The organism is Spiroplasma endosymbiont of Amphimallon solstitiale (genome assembly GCF_964030965.1).
Classification (GTDB): Bacteria; Bacillota_I; Bacilli_A; order Mycoplasmatales; family VBWQ01; genus Spiroplasma_E.
Genome location: NZ_OZ034999.1, coordinates 828,985 through 847,417, shown reverse-complemented (window position 1 = coordinate 847,417; position 18,433 = coordinate 828,985). Strand labels below are relative to the sequence as shown.

18 protein-coding genes and 4 pseudogenes are annotated in these 18,433 nt (G+C 23.9%); 10 read left to right on the top strand and 12 right to left on the bottom strand.

The window, feature by feature from the left end:
• Positions 1–651: 651 nt before the first annotated feature.
• Positions 652–780 (top strand): hypothetical protein, encoded by a 129-nt coding sequence (locus tag AAHH39_RS05170; RefSeq protein WP_342219102.1) that lies wholly within the window; start codon positions 652–654, stop codon positions 778–780.
• 156 nt (positions 781–936) lie between these two features.
• On the opposite strand, the gene AAHH39_RS05165 is transcribed toward AAHH39_RS05170, so the two are convergent.
• Positions 937–2,007: a hypothetical protein gene (locus tag AAHH39_RS05165; protein ID WP_342219101.1), complete on the bottom strand. Its 1,071-nt coding sequence runs from the start codon at positions 2,005–2,007 to the stop codon at positions 937–939.
• Positions 2,008–2,082: 75 nt separating this feature from the next.
• On the bottom strand, positions 2,083–3,357 hold the full coding sequence (locus AAHH39_RS05160) for a hemolysin family protein (protein ID WP_252320658.1): 1,275 nt from the start codon (positions 3,355–3,357) through the stop codon (positions 2,083–2,085).
• A 135-nt stretch (positions 3,358–3,492) separates the two neighbouring features.
• Here AAHH39_RS05160 and AAHH39_RS05155 point away from each other — a divergent pair, with 135 nt between their 5' ends.
• From AAHH39_RS05155 to AAHH39_RS05140, 4 genes are all read left to right on the top strand, one after another.
• Positions 3,493–4,140, top strand: coding sequence for a hypothetical protein (locus AAHH39_RS05155; protein WP_342219100.1), 648 nt, complete (start codon positions 3,493–3,495; stop codon positions 4,138–4,140).
• Between the two features lie 249 nt (positions 4,141–4,389).
• Complete coding sequence (locus AAHH39_RS05150) at positions 4,390–4,863, top strand: hypothetical protein (protein WP_342219099.1); 474 nt, start codon at positions 4,390–4,392, stop codon at positions 4,861–4,863.
• 64 nt (positions 4,864–4,927) lie between these two features.
• On the top strand, positions 4,928–5,269 hold the full coding sequence (locus AAHH39_RS05145; RefSeq protein WP_342219098.1) for a transposase family protein: 342 nt from the start codon (positions 4,928–4,930) through the stop codon (positions 5,267–5,269).
• A gap of 11 nt (positions 5,270–5,280) precedes the next feature.
• The gene (locus AAHH39_RS05140; RefSeq protein ID WP_342219097.1) at positions 5,281–5,466 is read left to right on the top strand and encodes a transposase family protein; all 186 of its coding nucleotides are present in this window, start codon (positions 5,281–5,283) and stop codon (positions 5,464–5,466) included.
• Between the two features lie 19 nt (positions 5,467–5,485).
• Here AAHH39_RS05140 and AAHH39_RS13335 read toward each other — a convergent pair.
• Positions 5,486–5,812: pseudogene (locus AAHH39_RS13335) on the bottom strand (IS30 family transposase); the annotation flags it as partial.
• An 84-nt stretch (positions 5,813–5,896) separates the two neighbouring features.
• On the opposite strand from AAHH39_RS13335, the gene AAHH39_RS05130 reads away from it, so the two are divergent.
• On the top strand, positions 5,897–6,886 hold the full coding sequence (locus tag AAHH39_RS05130; protein ID WP_342219095.1) for an IS30 family transposase: 990 nt from the start codon (positions 5,897–5,899) through the stop codon (positions 6,884–6,886).
• Here the strand turns inward: AAHH39_RS05130 and AAHH39_RS05125 are convergent.
• On the bottom strand, positions 6,873–8,111 hold the full coding sequence (locus AAHH39_RS05125; RefSeq protein ID WP_342219293.1) for an IS256 family transposase: 1,239 nt from the start codon (positions 8,109–8,111) through the stop codon (positions 6,873–6,875). The two genes, AAHH39_RS05130 and AAHH39_RS05125, sit on opposite strands and share 14 nt — an antisense overlap.
• A gap of 141 nt (positions 8,112–8,252) precedes the next feature.
• Positions 8,253–8,876, bottom strand: a pseudogene (locus tag AAHH39_RS05120) (IS30 family transposase); the annotation flags it as partial.
• Between the two features lie 172 nt (positions 8,877–9,048).
• Here AAHH39_RS05120 and AAHH39_RS13330 point away from each other — a divergent pair.
• Both AAHH39_RS13330 and AAHH39_RS05115 read left to right on the top strand, forming a co-directional pair.
• Positions 9,049–9,156: pseudogene (locus AAHH39_RS13330) on the top strand (hypothetical protein); the annotation flags it as partial.
• Positions 9,157–9,381: 225 nt separating this feature from the next.
• Positions 9,382–9,690: a hypothetical protein gene (locus AAHH39_RS05115; protein WP_342219093.1), complete on the top strand. Its 309-nt coding sequence runs from the start codon at positions 9,382–9,384 to the stop codon at positions 9,688–9,690.
• Positions 9,691–10,440: 750 nt separating this feature from the next.
• Here the strand turns inward: AAHH39_RS05115 and rdgB are convergent.
• Positions 10,441–11,034, bottom strand: a complete 594-nt coding sequence (rdgB, locus tag AAHH39_RS05110) for an RdgB/HAM1 family non-canonical purine NTP pyrophosphatase (protein WP_174480548.1) — start codon at positions 11,032–11,034, stop codon at positions 10,441–10,443.
• A complete protein-coding gene (locus AAHH39_RS05105) occupies positions 11,034–11,567 on the bottom strand; it encodes a cob(I)yrinic acid a,c-diamide adenosyltransferase (RefSeq protein ID WP_342219092.1) in 534 nt (177 codons plus the stop codon). Before AAHH39_RS05105 ends, rdgB begins: the two co-directional genes overlap by 1 nt.
• Before the next feature lie 83 nt (positions 11,568–11,650).
• Between AAHH39_RS05105 and AAHH39_RS05100 the strand changes: the two genes are divergently transcribed.
• Entirely contained in the window at positions 11,651–12,454 is an 804-nt protein-coding gene (locus AAHH39_RS05100) for a phosphotransferase (protein ID WP_342219091.1), read from the top strand.
• Positions 12,455–12,501: 47 nt separating this feature from the next.
• Here AAHH39_RS05100 and AAHH39_RS05095 read toward each other — a convergent pair whose 3' ends face one another.
• From AAHH39_RS05095 to topA, 4 genes are all read right to left on the bottom strand, one after another.
• The gene (locus AAHH39_RS05095) at positions 12,502–12,786 is read right to left on the bottom strand and encodes a hypothetical protein (protein WP_342219090.1); all 285 of its coding nucleotides are present in this window, start codon (positions 12,784–12,786) and stop codon (positions 12,502–12,504) included.
• A gap of 136 nt (positions 12,787–12,922) precedes the next feature.
• Complete coding sequence (gene ribF / locus AAHH39_RS05090) at positions 12,923–13,807, bottom strand: riboflavin biosynthesis protein RibF (protein WP_342219089.1); 885 nt, start codon at positions 13,805–13,807, stop codon at positions 12,923–12,925.
• Entirely contained in the window at positions 13,800–14,723 is a 924-nt protein-coding gene (gene truB / locus AAHH39_RS05085; RefSeq protein ID WP_342219088.1) for a tRNA pseudouridine(55) synthase TruB, read from the bottom strand. The genes ribF and truB overlap by 8 nt, the downstream gene beginning before the upstream one ends.
• A 9-nt stretch (positions 14,724–14,732) precedes the next feature.
• A complete protein-coding gene (gene topA, locus AAHH39_RS05080; RefSeq protein WP_342219087.1) occupies positions 14,733–16,694 on the bottom strand; it encodes a type I DNA topoisomerase in 1,962 nt (653 codons plus the stop codon).
• A gap of 246 nt (positions 16,695–16,940) precedes the next feature.
• Between topA and AAHH39_RS05075 the strand changes: the two genes are divergently transcribed.
• The gene (locus AAHH39_RS05075) at positions 16,941–17,387 is read left to right on the top strand and encodes a hypothetical protein (protein ID WP_342219086.1); all 447 of its coding nucleotides are present in this window, start codon (positions 16,941–16,943) and stop codon (positions 17,385–17,387) included.
• Between the two features lie 47 nt (positions 17,388–17,434).
• Here the strand turns inward: AAHH39_RS05075 and AAHH39_RS05070 are convergent.
• Positions 17,435–18,378, bottom strand: a pseudogene (locus AAHH39_RS05070) (IS30 family transposase).
• Positions 18,379–18,433: the final 55 nt, after the last annotated feature.

Sequence of the window (18,433 nt, the reverse complement as noted above, 5' to 3'; positions counted from 1 at the left end):
TAAAATAACTAATTGATTTATGGATTTATAATATTCTTATATAAGAATATAGTAGGTTCCCTAGCAGGTCTATATATACTAGTTTCCAATTCGCTCCCACCCCAAGAATTACCATTACTGGTTAGTATATTTTATTAGGTATCACTCCACTTTTTATTTATCCATGCAAGTCCACATGTTTTGGCCACTATTTTTAACAACTGTGTTGTGGTTCACTGTTTTAATTCCCTAACACGTGTTGATAATAGTGTTAAAGAAGATTATTAATTATTAACTTTCTCCTACTTGGTCACTGCGTGTAGTAGATATTTAAAGCGGGTGTTAATAATAAAAATTTTAAAATTTTACAATTACAAAAAAAGACAAGATTATTTCTTGTCTTTTTCCTTGTTGATAATTTTAATTTAACTTATAAAATGTATATTTTATTTTTTTAAATACGTCGAATATAAAATATAAATTTAATGTTTTAAGAAAAGAGAATAATTTTGTCTAATTTTAATGATTTTTAAAATAATTCATTTAGAAATAAGTTAATTATGTAGTAATTTAATTTCCTACTTTTTTGGCAACCTCCCATAATATTTTACCTGTTTTAAAAAGTTTTTCATACTGACATTTTAAACAACTATTTTGCTGTGATTCATGTTCATGGATATTTTTTTTAATTATGTAGAAAAGTATGGATGACCAAAAATTATTCATCAATTTACACTTAAAATATTATTTTTAATTAAAAATTTGTTAAAAGTAACATTATTTAGTGTAAAAATTCTCTAAAAATAACACTTTATCATGTATAATTACTTTTCTACAAAATTAAAGGATATTTTTGCCAAACATAAAATTACCTACTTTCCTCAATTCTTTTACTTAAATTTATTATACCAAATAATAAAAAAGGAGAAATAATTCTCCTTTTTAACTAGTAAAATGTTATAAAACCGTTGGTAAATAATGTAAGAAAAAACTATTTTCTAATTCTCATCCTCAATCACGTTGATTCTGAGGTGTTAAAATTCATCTAGCAAAACTTTCGGCAAAAAATTCATCATCAAGATTTATATTATATTTACCATTAAATCAGGCACTACGACCATAATTACTATTAACTGTTATTAAACCAAATAATAATTTTTGCTTAATATTAGTTAATTTTGCTTGTTGACCTAAATAATCAATTAAATATCAAGTACGATCATAAATTTGTTTGTTATCATTGTTAACAATTAGTTTATGAGAAACTGATGTCATATTAGTATTAACATCACTATAACTGCTATCTGGTCACTTTCAATTAGCATTAAATGAATTTCTTTCATCAGCACTTAAACCAATAAAATTACTTAAAGCATGACCATATTCGTGAGTTGTAACACTAATTATTTGATCTGAAGATCAAAATCCCTCTTGAAATTGTTGATCAATTAAATTAATATTTGCAAATTCAGGACCATAACCCATACGTTGATTATCAGCTTCTGAATTAAAAGCAGTTCATGCTACTGTGCTATCACTTACAGCAACTGGTGCTACTTTTTGAATTAGTTTAATAACAGTGTTTTTATGAAAAACTTTAGCAAAAATATTATAAAAACGTAATTGTTGTTGCTCTGCTAATTGTAATTGTTCATTATTTAAACCAGCTTTTTTATACATTTCAACTCAATTAACATCAATGGTTTTACCACCAATTTTAGTATGAGTTAAATCATATTGTAAACTATCATAATTACTTCAAATTACATCACTTTTATTATTATCATACAAGTTATTAAATTCATCAATACTTTCTTTACTTGCCATTTGATGGATTTTATATTCATATTTTTTTACCATCTTTGCATCTTCTGGTGAAAGTTTTCATTTTAATAAACTAGCATTAGCATCATGCTTATTTAAATAGACATAATGATCACTGTCTGGAGAAAACGTTAACATTAAACCATTAACTGTTACAAGATTTAATGCTGTAATCATAGTTACTAATTTAATACCTTTTTTCATAATTAACCTCCCCTTCATATCATAATTATAATTATGATTTTACATTGTAGCACTTAAATAAAAATACTGCACTAACTATTCTCATTTATTTTTAATTTTTTTATTAGTAAAAATTTCAACTTCAAAAACAGCAAATTCTTTGCGAACCTTTATAACTTTAAATGAAAAATTTCGAAATTTTAAAAGTGGACTATTTTTCCTTACTTTCTTTACTTTTGTTTTGAACATATATCATTCTTGGACAGTTTGTTTATTATAATTTGGAGGTTTTCTTTTTAAATAACGTTTAAATAATACTTCAAGTTTTGAAGAACCATCAACACGAAACTTATGTGTTCCTATTTCTTGTATCAATCCAATTTCATCAGTTTCATCATAAATTTCACCAACTAATTCTTCAAGAATATCTTCAAGTGTAATAATACCATTAAAATCTTTTTTATCTTTATTATTGCAGACAATAGCCATATGCATTCTTTCGGTTTGTAAAATTTCCAATGCTTCATTTAACTTAGTACGCTTAGAAATAAAAATTGCTGGTAACATTAATTGTAATAAATCTGGATTTTCATTTTCTAACATATTAATAATAAATTCTTTAATATTTAAAATACCAATTACATTTTGATTAACATGATCTAAAACAGGAATTCTACTATATTTTTCTTCTAAATATAGATGTTTAATAACTTTAGGTGGCGTATCATCATAAATATATTTAATTTTACTTTTGGGATGCATAGCTTGAAAAACTGATTTTTCATCAAATTTAATTGCAGATTCAATTAAATCACGTTCTGCTTTTTCAAGAACTCCTTCTCTTTCAATTATTGAAATCAATTCAATAAGTTCTTGTTCAGAACTTGTTGGTTTTTTACTTTTAAATTGAAATAAAGTAACAATAAAAGTTATTGGATAAAAAATAATATTAAGAATATACAAAATATATGCATAATTTAAAGCTATTGTCTCAGGATGTAATTTTGCAACACTTTTAGGTATAATTTCACCAATAATTAAAACAACAATTGCTGAAACTAAAGTTGATATTAAAGGACCATAAGTAGGAGAAACATGAAAAGAATCAATAAATAATATGGTACTTAAAGTACCAATTCCAACATTAATTACTGTGTTACCAAGTAAAATTGTTGTTAAAGTTACATTATAATTTTTAACTAACTTAAATACAATATTAGCACGACGACTTTTCTTACTACGTAATTTACCAATAGATTTAATCCTTATAACATTTAAAGAAGTTAATGATGTTTCAGCAGATGAATAAAAACCACTTAAAAATAATAAAACTAGCAATATTATTAAATAAATATACCAATTACTGTCCATATAGAAAAAAACTACTCCTTTTGATTTTTATATTGTTATTAAGATTATAACATAGTATACTTAGTACGTTATATTTAATTATTAATTTATTACTCATATAACTTTATGATATTATATTGAAGGTGATGAAAATAAATGCGTAAAAAATTTGGACTAATAGCAGCCTTAATAATAGGCACAACAACTAGTTTACAAGTTAGTGCTTGTACAGATGATTCAAAATATCAAGAATTTATTAGTGATGTTAATAGTGGGCATGCTTTTTTTGGCATCCTTGGTGCTGCTGATAATCCACTTTCTAAGCAAATTATTGACGGTTTACACACAATGCAAATCAAAAATAATAATGTACCAAGTAAATGAGATAACTGATTAACAGAAAAGAAAACTGAAATAAACAGTGTTACTACTAATGGAACTATTGATATTAAAATTTATGAAAAATCTCCTTATGCCAACCCTAGTAGTGATATTGTTAACCAATTTTGAAATGATAAAAAAATTAGTTGACAACAACAAATTTATCATTGACTACTTGACCATAAAATTTCTGATAATAGTTCAGCACCTGTTGCTGATTCAGGTGTCAAGGAAATTCAAAATCCTGTTGATAAAGAAAGAGCATTTAAAGCTTTACCAATTGTTTTTATTGTTAATAAAGGTAAACTAATAACTGTTGGTCAAGAATGAGGAACTATTGATGGTCCAAATCAGTTTTTTGATCAACTAACAGCTTTAATCACAAGTAATCTATTAAAAACTGCTGCTAAAAAAACTATATAATTTTTAAAAGAAGATAATTATATATCTTCTTTTACTTTTTCATCTCTTTATTTCTTAATATTTATTATTCCATTTTTTATAAATTTATATAACTAAAATACGTGTTTATTTTTTATTGTATTTTATTTATAAGGTGCTAAAATTTTAGTAGATAAGCAGATTTAGTAAAAATAACAATAATTCTAAACATTTCTAACTCATTACTTTAAAAAAAGTAATGAGTTTTATAGTTAAAAAGAGGTATCTAAAATGAATGATTTACTTATTAATAATACCAGTGAATTGGTAACTTTTAATACTAACAGTACAGATCCTACTAATATAAAAAATATTACTTGAAAAAATTCTATTCAAGAACACAAAAATAAAGTTGAACAAACATATCAAATTTTTTTAAAATCACAAGAATGAGGAAAAAAGTTAAGACAACAAATAACAACGCCATTAACAACAACTAAAATTAAAAATAGACATAAAAAAAGAAGCACAAATATATTGGTATCAACACTAACAACAGAACAAATACAAAGATTATCAACAAAACAAATAAAATGATTAACAAGTTGACAAATTAAATCATTTACAGCAGAACAAATACAAAGTTTTACAAGTGAACAAATACAAGCATTCACCAAAGAACAAATACAAGTACTAACAGAAAATCAAATACAAGCACTCACAAACGAACAAATTCTATGATTTACTAAAAGACTTACTGCATAACTAGTTAACTTTTCATTTTTTTGTTATTTTTAAAATAAAAGTTGAATAGTTAAGGATAAATTTTATGACATATTTTGAATTAAAAGATAAATCGGATCAATATTTTCGTAAAATAGTTGGTATTAATAAACTAGTTTTTAATGAAATTTTAAATATTTTATTAGATCATCAAAAGCTAAAAATTACCATTGGTGGAAGACCATATAAAATGTCAATAGAAGATAGACTAGTAATGACTTTAAGATATTTATATGAAAATCGTACATATCATAGTATTGGCGCTGAGTATAATATGGTTGATACTACTGCTTTACGAAATATTCGTTCAATTGAAGACATTTTAATAAAAAATAATAACTTTAATAATTTAACAAATAAAAATATTTTTTTTAAAAAGAAGAATTAAAAAATAAAATTTTGATAATTGATGTAACAGAAGTAGAAACAGAACGACCAAAATATAACCAAAAAGATTGATTTTCTGGTAAAAAATGAATGCATACTGTTAAGTTTCAAACCATAATTAATGCACATACTAATGAAATTTTAAATATTTTTCCTGATATTGGTAAAAATCATGATTTTAAAACTCCTGAATTGTAAATATAAATGGGACAGTTTTTTAAAATAATTGTATTAAATCTATTGGTCTTTTATAAGATAGTGATTTTCTGGGTGTAGAATTAATTTGAAATGCTATAGTATTTAAATCTTTTTGTTTATATGAAGATAGATCTGTAGATTTTGGTAAATATCTTCTTAAAATACCATTATTATTTTCATTTAAACCTCTTTGACAAGGTTTACCAGGATCTGCAAAATAAATCTTAACATTACAATTTTTTTCGATTAATTTTCATTTACTAAATTCTTTACCACGATCAAAAGTAATAGTTTTAACTGTTCCTTTTTGTAACTTTGAAATAAATTTTATTATACTTTTTGTAACCTGAATTGTAAAATTAAAAAGGACACTTATATAAAAATTAAATTGTGTTAATTCTATAATTAAAAAAAGAAAGGAATTAGCACAATGTATAAGTATCTGACTATTGAATCAATAATAGCAATAAAAGAATATAAAAGTTATGGATTTTCGATTCGTAAAATAGCAAAAGCCATTGATTATAGTAAATCAACTGTACATAGAGTTTGTAGATTATTAAATCAAAACTTATTACCATTAGAAATATTGAATAAAATTCAAAAAAATAAACAAAATGCAGGTAGAAAATTAATAATTTTAACTTTAATAGAAATTAATACTATTAATCATTTGTTAATTACTAAAAATTATGCTCTTGATATAATTGCTAATTTTTTAAAGGAAAATAAAATAAAAAGTATTTCAACAAAAACTTTATATAACATGTTTAAAACAAATCGAATGGGTTTTGATGAAAATAACTTATTGAGAAAAGGAAAAAATAAACCTCACAAACAAAAAGAAACTAGGGGCAGAATTAATAATTGTAAGTCTATTCATGAAAGAAATTTAATCATTCCTAATATTAAAAATATAGAAGAATTTGGTCATTTAGAGGGTGATACTATCATTGGTAAAGATCATAAAAGTTCTATTATTACTTTAGCTGATATATGATCAAAAACCACAATTCCTTTAGCAACTAAAAATAATAAATCAGAAAATATTACAAAAAGTATAATAAAATTTATTTCAAAGTTACAAAAAGGAACAGTTAAAACTATTACTTTTGATCGTGGTAAAGAATTTAGTAAATGAAAATTAATCGAAAAAAATTGTAATGTTAAGATTTATTTTGCAGATCCTGGTAAACCTTGTCAAAGAGGTTTAAATGAAAATAATAATGGTATTTTAAGAAGATATTTACCAAAATCTACAGATCTATCTTCATATAAACAAAAAGATTTAAATACTATAGCATTTCAAATTAATTCTACACCCAGAAAATCACTATCTTATAAAAGACCAATAGATTTAATACAGAGGCTTTTTAGAAATCTGTGTATCTTTGTTTTACAAAGTACTAGTTCAGATTAATTCTGTCTTCAAATTTTATCATAAAATGAGCAATTGCTGTATTTCAATTTTGAATAGGCAATGTTCATTTTTTTGTTATATTTTCAATTGCTAAATAAAATATTTTAAAAACTGACATATCATTAGGAAAAGCTTTTTTGTTTCTAATAACTTTTCGTAATTGACTATTAACAGATTCAATAGCATTTGTTGTATAAATTACTCTTTTGATTTCTGCAGGATAACTAATAAAAATCATCAAATTTTCTCAATTTTTATATCAAGATTTAGCAATTTGGGGATATTGTTTATTTCATTTACTTTCAAATGATTCTAAAGCTTGCATTGCTTGTTCTTCACTACATGCACTATAAATTGGTTTTAAATCTGTAACTAGAGTTTTTCGATGTTTGTATGAAACATATTTTAAACTATTTCGAATTTGATGAACAATGCATAATTGATGTTCTGTTTTAGGATAAACTGCTTGTATTGCTTCTGACATGCCTGTTAAATTATCACTACAAGCAATCAAAATATCATTTAAGCCTCGATTTTTCATTTCTGTGAAATTAGCTAATCAAAATTTAGCACCTTCATTTTCACTAATTCATAAGCCTAAAACATCTTTTTTACCTTCTAAATCAACTCCTAATGCTATATAAACTGATTTATTAATAATCCGTTTATCTTGTCGAACTTTAACTACTATACAATCAAAATAAACAATCGGATAAACGCTTTCTAATGGTCGATTTTGTCATGCTTTGACATCATCAATAACATCATCAGTAATTTGACTAATAACACTTTCACTAATATCAGCACCATGATATAACTCTTGTAACTGCATTCTAATGTCAGATAGAGTCATACCTTTTGCATATAGTGAAAGCACTTGTTGATCAAAACCATCAAATCTTCGCTGTCTTTTTGCAACTATTACAGGAGTAAAATCACTATTGCGATCTCTTGGTACATCAATCTCAATTTTACCTTGTTGAGTTATTAATTTTTTTGAACTTGTACCATTACGAGCATTTTCAGTATTACTATGTTGATTTTTTTCATATCCTAAATAATTTTGCATTTCAGAATTCAACATTTTTTCAACTAAACGTTTTGTTAATTCTTTATATAAACCCCCTTCTTTAAAAACTGTTGTTAAATCTTCAGTATTTTCTAATAATAAATCTACTGCTTTTGATATTGGATCATTATTATTAATATTTTGTTTTTTAGCCATCTGTAACTCACTCTTTCTAGTCATTTAATTATATTTACTAGAATTAATTAAACATAGTTATTTTTGTAAGTTACACAGATTACTAAACATTGCCTTAATACAATTATTTTAAAAAACTGTCCCATTTATATTTACAATTCAGGTAATATTTTCTGATTTATTATTTTTAGTTGCTAAAGGAATTGTGGTTTTTGATCATATATCAGCTAAAGTAATAATAGAACTTTTATGATCTTTACCAATGATAGTATCACCCTCTAAATGACCAAATTCTTCTATATTTTTAATATTAGGAATGATTAAATTTCTTTCATGAATAGACTTACAATTATTAATTCTGCCCCTAGTTTCTTTTTGTTTGTGAGGTTTATTTTTTCCTTTTCTCAATAAGTTATTTTCATCAAAACCCATTCGATTTGTTTTAAACATGTTATATAAAGTTTTTGTTGAAATACTTTTTATTTTATTTTCCTTTAAAAAATTAGCAATTATATCAAGAGCATAATTTTTAGTAATTAACAAATGATTAATAGTATTAATTTCTATTAAAGTTAAAATTATTAATTTTCTACCTGCATTTTGTTTATTTTTTTGAATTTTATTCAATATTTCTAATGGTAATAAGTTTTGATTTAATAATCTACAAACTCTATGTACAGTTGATTTACTATAATCAATGGCTTTTGCTATTTTACGAATCGAAAATCCATAACTTTTATATTCTTTTATTGCTATTATTGATTCAATAGTCAGATACTTATACATTGTGCTAATTCCTTTCTTTTTTTAATTATAGAATTAACACAATTTAATTTTTATATAAGTGTCCTTTTTAATTTTACAATTCAGGTTATTGGTTATAAATTTAGAAAAGGCAGAAAACGAATATTTTTAAGATTTAATTTAATTGCAGGATTTTATAATTTATCATTAAAACTTAAAAACGTTATGCAGTAAGTCTAAAGTACAAATACAAGCACTCACAACAAAACAAATACAAAGTTTTACAAGTGAACAAATACAAGCATTCACCAAAGAACAAATACAAGCATTTACCAAAGAACAAATACAAGTACTAACACCAATTCAAATTCCATGATTTACTAAAGTACAAATACAAGCATTTACAGCAGAACAAATTCAAAGTTTTACACTTCAACAAATTCAAGCATTTACCAAACAACAAATACAAAATTTTACAAGTGAACAAATACAAACACTCACAAACCAACAAATTAAAGCACTCACCAAAGAACAAATACAAGCATTAATGCCACATCAAATTGAACAATTTACATTTTGACAAATCTCTGCTTTTACAACAGAACAAATACAAGTACTAACAGAAAATCAAATACAAGCACTCACAAACGAACAAATTTCATGATTTACTAAAGTACAAATACAAGCATTTACCAAAGAACAAATACAAACATTTACCAAAGAACAAATTGAACGCTTTACAGAAGAACAAAAAGAAGTATTTTGACCAAAACAAGTAATCGCAAAAATTAACACCATGGATTCGCAAAATCAATCAACAACAACTGAATTTAAGCCAAATTTACCAAAAATGTAAAAAAAGATTGTAACTTAAAAGTTACAATCTTTTTAAAAATCAATTTAAAACAACTTATATTGAAATAAAATTAAATTTTTGACTACTATTAGTAGTAAAATCTCGTTCAGAATTTTCATTTATTTCTTGAATATTAAAAAAAACTATCATAACTAATACTATGTTTTAATATTAAAGTTCAGTATTACCAAAAGTATTATATGTTCTAGTAAATCCAATAACAACTACTTCTTGTAATGAATCAACTTCATTTTGCGTTATTTTTTTATATAAACCATTCTTTCATTTTTTAATAATATCACTAAAAAATAAGCAAGTAAACTATTACTAAAATGATATAACTAACATAGTATCTTTACTAACTTTTTTTAATTTATCTATTTTACTTAAACTATTATTTAAAATAGTTTCTAAACAAAATTCAATCTTTAAAAAAGAAAAACTATAAAAAAGAATTAATTAATTCACTACTAATAAAAGTAGTGGGTCTCATAATAAAGTCATTTCATCCATTTATAAATTCAAATTTGGTAGTATTTTTTCAATAATTAGTTATTGCCACAATTGGTGACATAATTATTGAAACTGTTCATGATAAACTAATTAAACTAAATGGTTTTATTCATGATTTTCAAATAGGAGTAGTGGTAGTTTTAATATTATTGTTATTATCAGTTAATAATGGTAATTATGAATCTGTTAATGATTTTGCCATAATTAAATCATCCTTTTTATTTTCATTTTAACTATCTAATTTTGTTCTTGTAAAAATGTTAATAATTGCTGAATTGCTGAATTACGATGAGAAATTTTATTTTTATCTGCCAATGACAATTCACCTAAAGTAGCATGTACTACTGGAACATAAAATATTTGATCGTAACCAAAACCATCATTACCTTTTATCTCAGTAGTGATTTCACCTTCAAGTTTACCAATAAATGCTTTAGTAATCTTATGATCAAAATCAACATAAGCAATAGCAGAAATAAATACTGCTGCACGATTAGTTTCACCTTCCATTTGTTCTAAAATGTCTAACATTGCATCATGATAGGACATTTCTCCCTTTCATCGTGCTGAGTTAATACCAGGAAAATTATTTAAAGCTAATATTTCTAACCCTGAATCATCAGCAATTACAGGACCATTCACTAATTTTGCAAGTGTTGTTGCTTTTAAAATTGCATTTTCAATAAATGATGTACCTGTTTCATTAATTTCAAGAGGAGAATTAAGATCTAACATTGATTTGACATTATATCCCTTTGTTTGTAATATACTCTTTAATTCATTAATTTTACCGATATTATTAGATGCAAACCATAAGGTTTTAGCAGTCATTAATAATCAATCCCTTCACGAGCAATTTGACCTTGTTCAAAATAATGTTTAATTGATTTAACTTCACTAATTAAATTAGCACATTGCTCTAAGGCAAAAGATGCATATCTACCAGATAATGCAATTTCAATATGTGATTTTTTATTTTTTAAAATTTCAATTAAGTCTTGTTCTTTAATCAAATTATTTTGAATACACCCTAAAATTTCATCAACAACAATAAGATCAGTATTATCACTTTGACTTAACAGTTTTAATCTAGTAAGACCATAATTAGTTTCTTGTTTTAATTTATTTTTTTCTTCTTCATCCATTTCTCAAAAAAATTTTTGTGAAGATTCATAAAAACTTTCAATTTTAAGTTTAGTATTTTGTTTTAAAAAATTAATTTCACCAGAAGGACGATTTTTTAAAAAACGTAAGTAACTAACATTAAGATTATTACCCAATGCTCTAATTACCATACCATTAAGAATTAAGGTTTTACCTCTTCCTTCACCTTTATAAATATGAATATAACCTTTTTTTAACATACTATCACTTACTTTTAATATTTTTTATTTAATAAATTGTATAATTTTATTACGGACAATACAAGCAAAATAGAGGTGTCATTTTGAAATTTAAAACTATTAAACCACCATATCAATTAGAATTATTAAAAACAAAAGGTTTAACCAATGACTTATTTTTAGTAAATAAACATTTTTTTTTAAAACAATCTAAAGATATTTTGCAACCTTTTTTGAATTTTACAAATCAAATTAATGTTATTAAATTAATTAAATCAAAAAAATTTACATTACCTATTAATGAAGTCAATATTAATAATAATAAACTATTAACCTTAATGCCATATTATCATAATTTAATTACTTTAAGCGAACAAATAATTAATAAACAAATATTAGAACAAATTTCATCATTGGTAAAACAACTACATAATATTAAATTTGATAATAAATCATTAATTAAAACTTGAAAAGGTTTAGAACAACTTAATTTATACTGTAATTTAACTACTAATAATCCTTGCTTAGAAAAAATAACCAGTGAGGTAATCAAATGAATTGCTACTTATCAACCAACAACAATTGTTTTATCTCATAATGATTTAACATTAAATAATTTTGTTAAAAAAAATAATTGTTGATATTTAATTGATTGAGATTTTGCTTGTTGAAATGATGAATTATTTGATATTGCCTCTTTTGCTTCTGAAAGTTTAACTTCTGAAACCGAAATTAATGCTTGATTTAATTGTTTTAATTTAAATAATGAACAAATAATTATTGCCAAAAAATGAATGAATTATCAAAATTTAATTTGATATTATTGAGCTTGTTATTTATACGAACAAACTAATTTAAACATATATAAAGAAATTAGTGAAAGTAAATTAACTAATCTATTAAAATAAGTTATTTAAATAATTCATCATTTTACTTAATTATATTTTTTAATTTCTTAACAAATTGAACCATAATTAGGTAATTTATTAGTAGTCTGTTTTCCTTGTAAATTTATTTCTACTATATTATTAACAGCTGAAATGTTTGATTCTATTTCAATAACTATACATTTATTATTTGAAGCGTGTTCTTGTAACAATGGCATTGTTTCATCATTTACAATTTGACAATTATCATTTGAAGTAATATTTTTATGTAAATTTTCTTTATAATCACAGTTTGCACAAATTTCATTATTATCTTTTATTTGATTTATAAATTCTTTTACTCAATATTTCATTATTTATTTACTCCCTTTTTTCTTTTTTATTTTTCATTAGCATATACAATAAAATTTAATTTTATTGGAAATAGTTTTTAATAAATAGTATTTATAATGTTAATAATTATTGTAAATATAAAGAATATCACAATTATTATGGCTTTAATAATTTACTACTAGAATTAGCAAAATATTTAATTGTTTCTATTAAATCTTTATCCACTTGTTTTTTTAAATCATCTAAATTAGTAAACTTTAAATTATCACGAAGAAAATCTAAAAATCTAACTTTAATGATTTTTCCATATAAATCTTGATTAAAGTTTAATAAATAAGTTTCAACTAACGGCTTATTATTACGTAACATAATTACTGTCATACTTTGATATCATTTATTATCTACTTCAGTAAGCGTAATATAAGTAGCAAGACGTGGTAATGCATAGTTTGTTAATAACGATAAATTAGCAGTTGGAAAATTAATCGTTCTAGCCTCTTTAATACCATGAACTACTTTACCACTAATTGTATATGGCTCTTGTTGTAAACAAAGATTAGCACTACTAATATCTTTATTTTGTAAAAGTTGTTTAATATAAGTTGAAGAAACTTTGTTATTATTAACAATAATATCATTACAAAGATAAACTTGTAATGAAGATTGTTGTAATGTTTTAATATTACCTTGCCCTTGATAACCAAACCTAATATTTGGATTAACAACTACTGCTTTAACATTATTTGCCAATAATCACGAAATAAATTGCTCTGGTGAAAGTGTTGCTATTTCTTTACTAAACTTAATTTCCCAATAATAATCAAAATTGTATTTAGCAATTGTTTTAATTTTATCTTCATTACTTAATAAAACCTCATTATTTTTATTACTAATTACACTTTGTGGTTTTCTATCAAAACTAATAATACATGTTTGATAATTATTTATTGTTGAATTAACTAATAATTGTTTAAATAAGGCTTGATGACCTTGATGAATACCATCAAAAAAACCTCAACAAGCAATAATTGGTTTAGACATCAATTTTTGATTTTGAATATTTAGATTTTTCAATTTTAATATCTTCATTACGTTTAAAACCTCGTTGGCTTACGTATAAATTATTTTTTTGATTACGATAAATAGCTAATGGCAAATGTTCAGAATTAACAACTAAAACATATGGCTCATTAGTGCTATCAATAACTAAAGGTTTACCATCAATAACACTTTTACTATTATCAACAACAATCGCTGGCATAATATTTTTAACACCATCATAAATACTAATATGATTTTTACTAACTGTTTCTTCATTAATAACATCTAAATTTAGGGCATTACTTAAATCAAAACCCGATTGATGAATTCTTTTCAAATAAGTTAAAGTTGCTGATGTATGTAAAATTCTAGCAATGTCAGTAACCAAAGCTCGAACATAAGTTCCTTTTGAACATACTACTTCAAAAGTAACTAAATCATTATTAAAACTAATTAATTTTAAAGATTTAATATAAACCTTACGTTTTGGTAATTCAACAGGAATATTCTCACGAGCATATTCATAAAGTTTTTTACCATTAATTTTAACTGCTGCATAAGCAGGAATTATTTGCTCATATTGACGATTATTATAAAATTCAAGTGCTTTAACAATTTCTGATTCTTTTAAATCAAGATGTGGTTTTGATTCAATAATTTTACCAGTAATATCGCCGGTGTCGGTTTTTAAAAATAGTTGCATTTTTGCAATGTAAACTTTATCACTTTTTAAAATAAAATCACTAATTTTGGTTGCTTCATTCACAAGTACTACCATTAGTCCTGTTGCTAAAGGATCTAACGTACCTGTATGACCAATTTTATTTAATTTCAAACGTTTTTTAATAACAACAAGACAATCTTGTGATGTCATAAATGAAGGTTTATCTATTAATAATATATAATCTTTTAACATGCGTTTCACCTACTTTACTTCTTTATCAGAAGCTATTTCTTGATACTTTTCAACATGTTTACAATTTGGATAATTAGTACATCCTAAAAATTTTCGATTTTGTTTTGAAGATTTAACAACCATTCAACCATCTGTACATACTAAACAAGGTTTAATTTTTTCTAATTGTTTTTGAATATATCGACATTTTGGAAATGCTGAACAACCGTTAAATTTACCATATCTTCCTGTTCTTTGCACAAGTGGGGCACCACAAAGTGGACAATCTTGATCTAATAAAACTGGTTTAATTTTAAACTCAGTCATTTTATCAAAAGCATCATCAATCCTTGGCTCAAACTTAACTCAAAAGTCTTTTACCACTTGATGCATATCAAAATTACCATGAGCAATTTGATCTAATTGAGTTTCAACTTGTGAAGTATATGTCTCATTAATAATATCATAAAAAAACTCTTGAAGTTTATCATTAGTTAAAAGACCTTTCTCAGTAGCTTTAAAAGACTTATTTTCAATAATAACATAACCGCGTTCTTTAATAGTGTTCATAATTGGATTATAAGTTGATGGTCGACCAATTCCTAGTTCTTCTAATGTTTTAATTAATTTAGCTTCTGTGTATCTTGGTTTTGGTTTAGTAAAGTGTTGCTGTAAATTTACTGACTCAACTTTAATAATTTGATTTTTTTCAAATTTTGGTAAAACTAAAAGTTCTTCATTTTCAAGACTTTCTACATCAAGCATTAAAAATCCTTTAAACTTGATTTGTTGTCCTGTTAAACGAAATTGATAATCATTATTTTTAAATAAAACAGTAGTACTAATTAATTGTGCTGGTGCCATTAATGAACTAAGGGCACGAAAATAAATTAAATTATAAAGTTTTAATTGATCTTTATTTAAAAAATCAATAGCACGTTTATTATTCATTGTTAAATCAGTTGGTCTGATTGCTTCATGAGCATCTTGCACATTTTTTTTATTAGTCTGTTCTTTCTTCTGCCCAAGATATTGTTCACCATATTCATTAACAATTAATGTTTTGGCATTTTCAATAAATTTATCATTTAAACGTATTGAATCAGTACGAGGATAACTAATAAATCCAGTAAGTGTTCCATTAACATCAATTCCTTCATACAATTGCTGAGCAATAAGCGTTGTTTTAGCAGTACTAAAATTTAATTGTGTTGATGCTGCTTGTAATAAACTACTAGTAGTAAATGGATTTAATGAATTACGCTTACGATTTTGTTCAGTAACAGAAATTACTTGATAACTATCACTTAATGCATTTTTAATAGCAACTGCTTCTTGTTCATTATTAATAACTAACAGTTCTTCTTTATATTTTTCACAATTTAATATTATTTTTTTTTGATAAGTACTATTAATTGTTCAAAATTCTTTACTAATAAAATTAGTAATTTCACGTTCTCTTGTTGCTATTAATTTTAATGCTACTGATTGTACTCTCCCTGCACTACGTGAACCGATCTTCTTTTGTAATAAATTACTTAAGCGAAAACCAATGATACGATCAACTATTCTTCTTGCTTCTTGACTACGAACTAATGGTAAATCAATACTATGTGGAGATTTAAATGCTGTTAAAATTGCATCTTTAGTAATTTCATTAAAAGTTATTCGTGATGATATATTACTTGTTGCTAATACTTGATCTAAATGATAAGCAATTGCTTCTCCTTCACGATCATGATCGGTTGCTAGATAAACATGAGTAATACTTTTTAATTTACTTTTTAATTCTTTTACCTTTGGCATTTTTTTGCGATCAATTTTGTAAATTGGTTCAAAAGTTTCTAAATCAATTCCCAAACCATATTGACCTTTAATTGCTAAATTACGAATGTGTCCATCCGAAGATAACACTAAATAATCATTACCTAAATATGATTGTACTGCTTTACTTTTAACTGGAGATTCCATGATTACTAATTTTGATGGCATCTTATATCTTCCTCTATATATAATTTATTAGCTTTATTCAAATACTATTTTGTAATATATATAACTTTAACGCGAAAGTCAATATTTTTTTGGATATATGCTTTTTTATAAAAATTTTAAATAACTTATTAACAATTAATATATAAATTATGCTATATTTATTTAGTAAAAATTTAATATAAGTTTTTATCCTATTTATTTTTGTAAATAAATAGGTTTTTATTTTGATTTGAAAGGAACATAAAAATGAAATTTTTAAACACAAATGAGAGCGAAATTAATTCTGAAATACTTTCTAATTTATTACAATCAATACTTCCAAATAATCCTCTTACGGTGGGACTAGTGTGTCTTGCTGGTGGAATTGGTTACTATTCATGAAATTTTTATAAAAATAAAAAACAAGAATTAAATATAAAAGTAATACAAAAAAATGATGAAAAGAAAACTACATTAAACTCAAAGAATCTAACAAACCAATCAAGTAATATAAGTAAATGTGAATATAATATGATATTAGATGATGCAACTAAAATTAATCAAATAATTTTAGATAATAACAATAGCAAAAATGTTGAAGAACAATATGATATGCTAAATGATGCTAAATCAGAAATAAACAAAGAAGATGAATGGGTAATAATTGATAATCAATCTAATGTAAAAAATACTATTCATAAAAATATTTTATAGACTATATTTTATAAAACCTGAATTGTAAATATAAATGGGACAGTTTTTTAAAATAATTGTATTAAATCTATTGGTCTTTTATAAGATAGTGATTTTCTGGGTGTAGAATTAATTTGAAATGCTATAGTATTTAAATCTTTTTGTTTATATGAAGATAGATCTGTAGATTTTGGTAAATATCTTCTTAAAATACCATTATTATTTTCATTTAAACCTCTTTGACAAGGTTTACCAGGATCTGCAAAATAAATCTTAACATTACAATTTTTTTCGATTAATTTTCATTTACTAAATTCTTTACCACGATCAAAAGTAATAGTTTTAACTGTTCCTTTTTGTAACTTTGAAATAAATTTTATTATACTTTTTGTAATATTTTCTGATTTATTATTTTTAGTTGCTAAAGGAATTGTGGTTTTTGATCATATATCAGCTAAAGTAATAATAGAACTTTTATGATCTTTACCAATGATAGTATCACCCTCTAAATGACCAAATTCTTCTATATTTTTAATATTAGGAATGATTAAATTTCTTTCATGAATAGACTTACAATTATTAATTCTGCCCCTAGTTTCTTTTTGTTTGTGAGGTTTATTTTTTCCTTTTCTCAATAAGTTATTTTCATCAAAACCCATTCGATTTGTTTTAAACATGTTATATAAAGTTTTTGTTGAAATACTTTTTATTTTATTTTCCTTTAAAAATTAGCAATTATATCAAGAGCATAATTTTTAGTAATTAACAAATGATTAATAGTATTAATTTCTATTAAAGTTAAAATTATTAATTTTCTACCTGCATTTTGTTTATTTTTTTGAATTTTATTCAATATTTCTAATGGTAATAAGTTTTGATTTAATAATCTACAAACTCTATGTACAGTTGATTTACTATAATCAATGGCTTTTGCTATTTTACGAATCGAAAATCCATAACTTTTATATTCTTTTATTGCTATTATTGATTCAATAGTCAGATACTTATACATTGTGCTAATTCCTTTCTTTTCTTAATTATAGAATTAACACAATTTAATTTTTATA